Origin of the sequence: Ralstonia sp. RL (assembly GCF_001683835.1) — a bacterium.
GTDB classification, from domain to species: Bacteria; Pseudomonadota; Gammaproteobacteria; order Burkholderiales; family Burkholderiaceae; genus Ralstonia; species Ralstonia mannitolilytica.
Map to the genome: position 1 here is coordinate 1 of NZ_LWRX01000021.1, position 6994 is coordinate 6994.

8 protein-coding genes are annotated in these 6994 nt (G+C 68.1%); 4 read left to right on the forward strand and 4 right to left on the reverse strand.

Features of this window, described 5'->3' with window-relative positions:
- The first annotated feature begins 70 nt into the window (after positions 1 to 70).
- From A6M56_RS03470 to A6M56_RS03485, 4 genes are read left to right on the forward strand one after another with little or no spacing between them, the layout of a single operon-like run.
- On the forward strand, positions 71 to 1279 hold the full coding sequence (locus tag A6M56_RS03470; RefSeq protein ID WP_102080645.1) for an aminotransferase-like domain-containing protein: 1209 nt from the start codon (positions 71 to 73) through the stop codon (positions 1277 to 1279).
- 20 nt (positions 1280 to 1299) lie between these two features.
- The gene (locus A6M56_RS03475; RefSeq protein ID WP_102080646.1) at positions 1300 to 1806 is read left to right on the forward strand and encodes a helix-turn-helix domain-containing protein; all 507 of its coding nucleotides are present in this window, start codon (positions 1300 to 1302) and stop codon (positions 1804 to 1806) included.
- Positions 1806 to 2222 carry a VOC family protein gene (locus tag A6M56_RS03480; RefSeq protein WP_062737546.1) on the forward strand — a complete coding sequence of 139 codons (417 nt, stop codon included), beginning with the start codon at positions 1806 to 1808 and terminating at the stop codon, positions 2220 to 2222. Before A6M56_RS03475 ends, A6M56_RS03480 begins: the two co-directional genes overlap by 1 nt.
- On the forward strand, positions 2219 to 2473 hold the full coding sequence (locus A6M56_RS03485) for a hypothetical protein (RefSeq protein ID WP_062737545.1): 255 nt from the start codon (positions 2219 to 2221) through the stop codon (positions 2471 to 2473). Before A6M56_RS03480 ends, A6M56_RS03485 begins: the two co-directional genes overlap by 4 nt.
- 390 nt (positions 2474 to 2863) lie before the next feature.
- Here the strand turns inward: A6M56_RS03485 and A6M56_RS03490 are convergent, their stop codons facing one another.
- The 4 genes from A6M56_RS03490 to A6M56_RS03505 form a co-directional block, all read right to left on the reverse strand.
- Positions 2864 to 4060 carry an MFS transporter gene (locus tag A6M56_RS03490; RefSeq protein ID WP_102080647.1) on the reverse strand — a complete coding sequence of 399 codons (1197 nt, stop codon included), beginning with the start codon at positions 4058 to 4060 and terminating at the stop codon, positions 2864 to 2866.
- A gap of 73 nt (positions 4061 to 4133) precedes the next feature.
- A complete protein-coding gene (locus A6M56_RS03495) occupies positions 4134 to 4841 on the reverse strand; it encodes a glutathione binding-like protein (RefSeq protein WP_045787741.1) in 708 nt (235 codons plus the stop codon).
- A 94-nt stretch (positions 4842 to 4935) separates the two neighbouring features.
- Positions 4936 to 6129, reverse strand: coding sequence for a low temperature requirement protein A (locus tag A6M56_RS03500; RefSeq protein WP_045785570.1), 1194 nt, complete (start codon positions 6127 to 6129; stop codon positions 4936 to 4938).
- A 33-nt stretch (positions 6130 to 6162) separates the two neighbouring features.
- Complete coding sequence (locus A6M56_RS03505) at positions 6163 to 6798, reverse strand: LysE family translocator (protein WP_027678504.1); 636 nt, start codon at positions 6796 to 6798, stop codon at positions 6163 to 6165.
- Positions 6799 to 6994 lie beyond the last annotated feature (196 nt).

A 6994-nucleotide genomic window follows, 5' to 3' on the forward strand; every position in this document is an offset into this window, starting at 1 on the left:
CCGGCGCATGCGGGCGCCACGCACATCACGTAAAGTGGCGGGCACACAAAATGATCGAGACACGCACGCCATGGAATTCCTGCAATCGCTGCTGGCACCCCGCCTGCAAAACGTTGAAACCTCCGCCATCCGCGAGTTGTTCAAGGTGCTCGGCAAGCCGGGCCTGATCTCGTTTGCCGGCGGTTTTCCGGACGCCGCCTTGTTTGACGTGGAAGGCCTGAAGGCCGCCGCCGACAGCGCACTCACCACCGACGCCGCCCGCGCGCTGCAATACGGCGCCACCGAGGGCTTCGAGCCGCTGCGTGAGGCCATCGTCACGCTGATGAAGTCGCGCGGCGCCAACGTCGCCAACACCGACCTCCTCGTCACCACCGGTTCGCAGCAAGGGCTGGATCTGCTGGGCAAGGTGCTGATCGGCGAGGGCGACACGGTGCTGACCGAGGCGCCCACCTTCCTCGCCGCCATTCAGGCATTCAAGCTGTACGGCGCCAAGGTGGCCGGCGTGCCGACCGATGGCGACGGCCTGGATGTCGACGCGCTGGAAAAGGTGCTTTCGACCGCGCGCCCCAAATTCCTCTACGTGATTCCCAACTTCGGCAACCCGAGCGGCGCGCTGATGAGCCTGGAGCGCCGCAAGCGCCTGCTGGACGTGGCCGTGCGCCACAACCTGCTGATCGTGGAAGACGACCCGTACGGCGACCTGTATTTCGACGCGCCCCCGCCGCCGTCGCTGTACGCGCTGTCGCAGCAGACCGACGGCGCGCAGGGGCGTGTGATCTACCTCGGCAGCCTGTCGAAGGTGGTGGCGCCGGGGCTGCGCGTGGGCTGGATGATCGCCTCGCAGCCGGTGCTGGGCAACGCGGTGATGGTCAAGCAGTTTGCCGATGCGCACACCTCCACGTTTGCGCAGGCCACGGCCGCCGCGTACCTGCGCAGCAATCGCCTGGACACGGTGCTGCCGCGCACGCGTGCGGCCTATGCCGAACGCGCCCACGCCATGGCCAACGGCCTGCGTGCGCTGTTGCCCGACACCGAACTGACCTTCAACCGCCCGCGCGGCGGCATGTTCCTGTGGTGCACCTTGCCGGGCCGCAATGCCGGCGATGTGGCCAAGGTGGCCATCGAGCGCGGTGTGGCGTTCGTGCCGGGCGCGGCGTTCTACCCGGTCGACCCGGATCGCTCGACGCTGCGTCTGTCGTACGCCACCTCGTCGCTGGCGCAGGTGGAAGAGGGTGTGCGCAAGCTCGCGCATGCCATCGGCGAGTTCAAGCTGGGCTGACCTCGCCAGGGCAGGCTGCGGTGGCACAGGCACACACCGACGCGCAGCAAGACCCCGCGCTGCTGCGCCGCCTGCTGCGCGCCAAAGACCGCATGGACGCCGCCTCGCACGAGGCATGGCCCGTCAAGCGGCTGGCCGAGGTGAGCGGCGTGTCGGCGGCGCATTTTGCGCGTTCGTTCAAGCAGGCCTTCGGCATTCCGCCGCACCGCTACCTGCTGACGCGCCGCATCGAGCAGGCCACCACCCTGCTGCGCGACACCGACCTGCCCATCATCGAAATCGCCTACGCCACGGGCTGGGAAAGCCTCGGCACCTTCGGCCGCATCTTCCGCGACATCACCGGGCTGAGCCCGAGCGCGCTTCGCCGTCACGCACAGGCCACCGCACCGCTGCAGCAACTCGGCCGCGTGCCCGCCTGTGTGCTGAAGGCGGCGCAGCGGCCCGACCTCGTCACAGCAGTTTCGGAGAAGCGCCGCCAGCTGGCAGAGGGTACAAATCCGTCACCCATCAACAACAAGGAGCGGTGATGAGCCAAGGGATCAATGTCGTCGGGCTGTATGTGGACGATCAGGACGCGGCGCTGGCGTTCTATGTCGACAAGCTCGGGTTTCGCGTGCATACCGACGTGCGCAACGGCCCGTATCGGTGGCTGACGGTGCAGCATCCGGAGCAGCCGTCGTTTCAGCTCGGCCTGTTCCAGCCGGGCCCGCCCATTCACGACGAAGCCACGGCGCAGACGCTGCGCGCCATGGTCGCCAAGGGCGCGATGCCGCCGCTGGTGCTGACCGTCGCCGATTGCCGCGCCGCCTATGTGCAACTGCGCGAGCGCGGCGTGGAGTTCACGCAGGAGCCGATCGACCGCTTCGGCAGCGTCGACGCCGGCTTTCGTGACCCGGCCGGCAACGGCTGGAAGATGATCCAGGCCGCCCGAGGTGCCCAGTGAGCCCCCGCCACGCAATCCGCCAGTTTCACCGCTGGGTGTCGATGGCGTTCACGCTCACGGTCATCGCCAACTTTGTCGCCCTGGGGCTGGGCAAGGGTGCACAGCCGCCGGCGTGGATCACCTACGCGCCGCTGCTGCCGCTGGCGCTGCTGCTGTTCACGGGGCTCTACCTGTTTGCGCTGCCGTACCTGGATCGGCGTGGCGCGCGGCGCTCGACCGGCGAGCGGGACACGCCCACCGCGGCAGTCTGAGTGCGGCACGTGAGGCTCTGAGGCCCGATTGCGGGGCTCAGACAGCCGAGCGTGAGTGTCCGAGGCTCGTCCACCAGGCTCAACGCCCGGAACATGACCGTTCGAGGTCGAAAAAATCGGGCTCAGAGGCCCAAGCGCGAGGGGTCGGAGGCCCGACGCCGAGCCTCTGAGGCTCAAGCGTGGGCCTTAAAGCCCGGAGCGTGCGTGTTTGAGGGTCGAGCGCCGGGATCCAAGCTCGGAGCGCGAGGGTTTGAGGCTCGAACGCCGGGGTCCAGGGTCGGAACGCGAGGGTTTGAGGCTCGATCGCCACAGTCCAAGCTCGGAACGCGGGGGTTTGACGTCCGCGCGTCGGGCTCCGGCCCCGGCGCGTCGCGTTCCGCGCTCCGGCGTTCAGTGTGCGACCGACGTGGCTGCAGGTTCATCGGCCAGCGCCGCCTCATGTCGGCCGCCCCTGCGCCACAACACCACCGCCACCACGTGGCACGCGGCGGCTGCCCACCCCAGCATGCCCGGCCCACCGTGCGCCAGGGCCAGGGCGCCAACGCTCGACCCCAGCGCAATCCCCACATACACCGCAGATGCATGCAGCGACAGCGTGATCGGTGACACATCGGGCGCCAGGCGGATCAAGCGCGTCGCCTGCGCCGGGCCGAAGCCCCAGCCGGCCATGCCCCACAGCACGACCGCGCCGATGGCCACCGCGCCGGCCACCGTGCCGTGCAGCACCTGCGCTGACAGCGACAGCACCGAGAACGCCAGCACGATGCCCGCGCTGCTGACCGCCAGCACGCGTGCCACACCGGCGCGGTCGGTCATGTGGCCGCCCAGGCCCGTGCCGAGCGCCGCAAAGCTGCCGACCAGGAACAGCACGATGCCCACGTGCTGCGGCGCGAAGCCCAGCCCCTGCACAAAGAACGGGGCGATGTAGGTGTAGAACGTAAAGCCGCCTGCGGCCCACAGCGTGGACACCGCCAGCGCGCCCAGCATGCCGGGCCGGCGCGCCACGGAGAGGCGCTGCGCCAGCGTGGTCACGCTGTGCGGCAGTGCGCGCGGCAGGCCTAAGGCCAAGCCCGCCGTGGCCAGAGCCGACAGCACACCGCATGCGATGAACGTCGAACGCCAGTCGCCCTGCGCCGCAATCCACGCGCCCAGCGGCACGCCGAGCGCCACTGCCACCGTGCCGCCGCCCGTGATGATGGCCAGCGCCGAGCCGCTGCGCGAGGCGGGCACCAGCGAGGTCGCCACCGCATTGGCCGTCGGCAGGAACACGCCGGCCGCCAGCGCCAGCAGCACGCGCGCCGCCATCAACTGCCCAAAGCCGTGCGCGGTGGCCGCCAGCAGGTTGCCCGCCGCAAAGATGGCCAGCGCGCCGATCAGCACGCGTCGGCGGTCGACATTGCCGAGCAGCGTCGCCATCGCCGGCGAGCCCACGGCATACGTGACGGCAAACACGGTAACGAGCTGCCCCGCCGCCGGCACGCTCACACCCAGGTCTGCGGCCAGCACCGGCAGCAGGCCGGCGATCATGAAACCTTCAGTGCCGATGGCGAACGCACCCAGGCACAACCACCACAGCGATGCCGGCATGGTCGGCTCCTGTCAGAAGAGGAAAACGAAGAAGAAAACGGAGAGAGGGCGGAGCGCGGAGGCTCCGCGGGAATCAGCGCGCGGCGGTGCTGGCGGTCTGACCGAACAGCACGCTGCGCTCGTCGTCGGAGATGTCTTCGCGGCGGCGCGAGTAGGCGCGTTCCACCCCGGCATAAGCGCGCTGCGTGGCCGGCCGTGCGCCAACGGCTTCGAACCAGCGCTGCAGGTGCGGGAAGTCGTTTAGGTCCTGACCATGCCCGGCGTGCGGGACGATCCACGGATAGGCCGCGATGTCGGCGATGGTGTAGTCGTTGCCGGCAATGTACGGGCGGTCGGCCAGGCGGCGGTCGAGCACGCCGTACAGGCGGTTGGTCTCTTTGGTGTAGCGGTCGATGGCGTAGGGCACGCGCTCGGGGGCGTACACGTTGAAGTGGCCGATCTGCCCGGCCATCGGGCCCAGGCCGCCCACCTGCCAGAACAGCCACTTGAGCACTTCCATGCGGCCGTGCAGGTCGGTGGGCATCAGATGGCCTGTCTTCTCGGCCAGGTAAAGCAGCATGGCGCCCGATTCGAACAGCACCACCGGCTCGGTCCCCTCGGCCGGGTCGTGATCGACCATGGCCGGGATCTTGTTGTTGGGCGAGATGGCCAGGAACTCGGGCTTGAACTGGTCACCCCGGCTGATATCGACGGGGATGACGCGGTGCGGCAAGCCGGTTTCGGCAAAGAACAGCGCCATCTTCAGGCCGTTGGGCGTGGCGCAGTAGTAGAGGTCGATCATGGCGGGGCCCTCGTGTTCTGTCATGTTGGTGGACAGAGTAGGCGCGCGAGTGGCCTTTTGTAATGTCCAAAAACTGGAATTTTCAGGTGACCACTCAGTGCCCGTGCGGCTGTGCCGGTTCGGCTGTCTCGCAGGAGCGGGCGTACCCTTCCCACGCCGCCGTGCCGCACAGCACGCCCGTCGCCAGCGCAGATACCGCCAGCGCCGGCCATTCGCCCGCCACCATCCAGGCGCCGCCCAGCGCCACCAGACCAACCACATGCGCTGGGCGCAACCGGCCGAAGATCGCCCACTTGAACAGCAGGTTGCCCAGCAGATACAGTGCCGCGCTGCCCAGCACCGCCAGCGCCGTCCCCGCATGGGGGTGGCCCACCGGATGCGCCAGCACGAACTCATCGGCCACCGCCCCGACGATGATGCCGGCCACCAGCACCACGTGGATGTAGGTGTAGGCCAATCGTGCAAGCCGGCCAGGATCGGCCGAATGCGACATGGTGTGCGCGCCGCGCTCGGCAATCGTGTCGAAGTACAGCCACCACATCGCCAGGCTGCCGATGAACGACAGCGCCATCGCCGCGATGTTTTCTGCGGTCCAGTCGAGCCCGGCAAACGTGGAGCCCGTGACCAGCACCGATTCGCCCAGCGCGATGATGATGAACAGCGAGCAGCGCTCGGCCATGTGGCCGCCTTCCACGTTCCAGTCATTGGTGGTGGAGCGGCCCAGGCCCGGCGTGTAGAAGCCCATCGACGGCCCGACCCATTCGATGGCCAGCGCGACGATCCAGCAGGCCCAGCGCACGGAACCGTCCGACAGCCCGCCCGCCAGCCACAGCACCGCAGAGATGCCGAGCCACGTGGCGATGCGCTGGAAGTTGCGCCGCATGGGCAGCGCCTCGCCGCGCACGGCCCACAGGAAGAACACCGTGCGCCCGAACTGCATGAACACATAGGCGAGCGCAAACGCCAGCCCGCGCGAGCCGAAGGCCTGCGGCAGCGATGCCGAGAGCAGCAGCCCGCCCGTCATCAGCACGAGCATCAGCATGCGGATGGCGAGCTTGTCCGGGTCGAGCCAGTTCGTCACCCACGACGTGAAGATCCACACCCACCACACCGCCAGCATCAGCAGCAGCGCCTGCGCGCCGCCTTGCAGCGTGAAGTTGCCGATCAGCAGGTGCGAGAGCTGCGTCACCGCAAACACGAACACCAGATCGAAGAACAGCTCGATGTTGGTGACGCGGTGGTGGCCGTGGGCCCCTTCGGGGGAGGGGCGGAGGTAACTGCGGGGCATCGGGTGTCCTCGGTGCGGCCTTGTGAACGGCGATCAGGCCGACTGCATGCCGAGCGTGAGCGTGCCTGCGCCCACCATCACCGCACCGCCCGTGTAGCCGAAGCGGCGCTGCGCGGCCACGCTGGTCAGACGCTTGGCGAGCAGCTTGGCGGCCAGCGCGTACATCGACGCGTTGGCGGCGGCCAGGATGACGAAGGTCGGCAGCAGGATCACGCTCTGCGACAGGAAGGTCTGCTCGGCCGACATGAACTGCGGCACGAAGGCGACGAAAAAGACGATGCTCTTGGGGTTGAGCGCCGTGACCGTCCAGGCGGACAGGAAGCGGCGGCCGGCGGACTTCTGCTGCACCGGGATGCTGGCTTCGGGCGCATCGTCGCGCAGGCGGCGGGCGCTGAGGATCGACTTGATGCCCAGATAGACGAGGTACGAACCGCCGATGAGCTTGAGCGCCGTGAAGGCCGCTGCCGATGCGGCCAGCAGGGCGCCCGCACCGGCAAGGGACACGGCCATGGCTGTGGTGTCTCCAGCGGCCACGCCGGCAACGGTGCTCCACGCCGAGCGGCCACGGTTGGCCAGCGAATCACCAATCACCAAAAGGATGGTCGGGCCGGGGATGAGCAGGATGATGATGCTGGCGCCGATGAAGGCCAGCCAGGTTTGGAGGGTCATGGGGTGGCTCGCTGTGTTGTTGGGGTGAGGGGAGACAGTTATCCATGAAAAAAATGGGGCGTCAAATGGGGTGGGTGTTTTTTGTTTTTTGTTTTTGGTTTTTGGGTTGGTGGTCCGCCTTCCTTCCGTACCCTGCCGGGCACGACTCACTTTTCTTTGTCTTGCCAAAGAAAAGTAAGCAAAAGAAAGGCGCGCC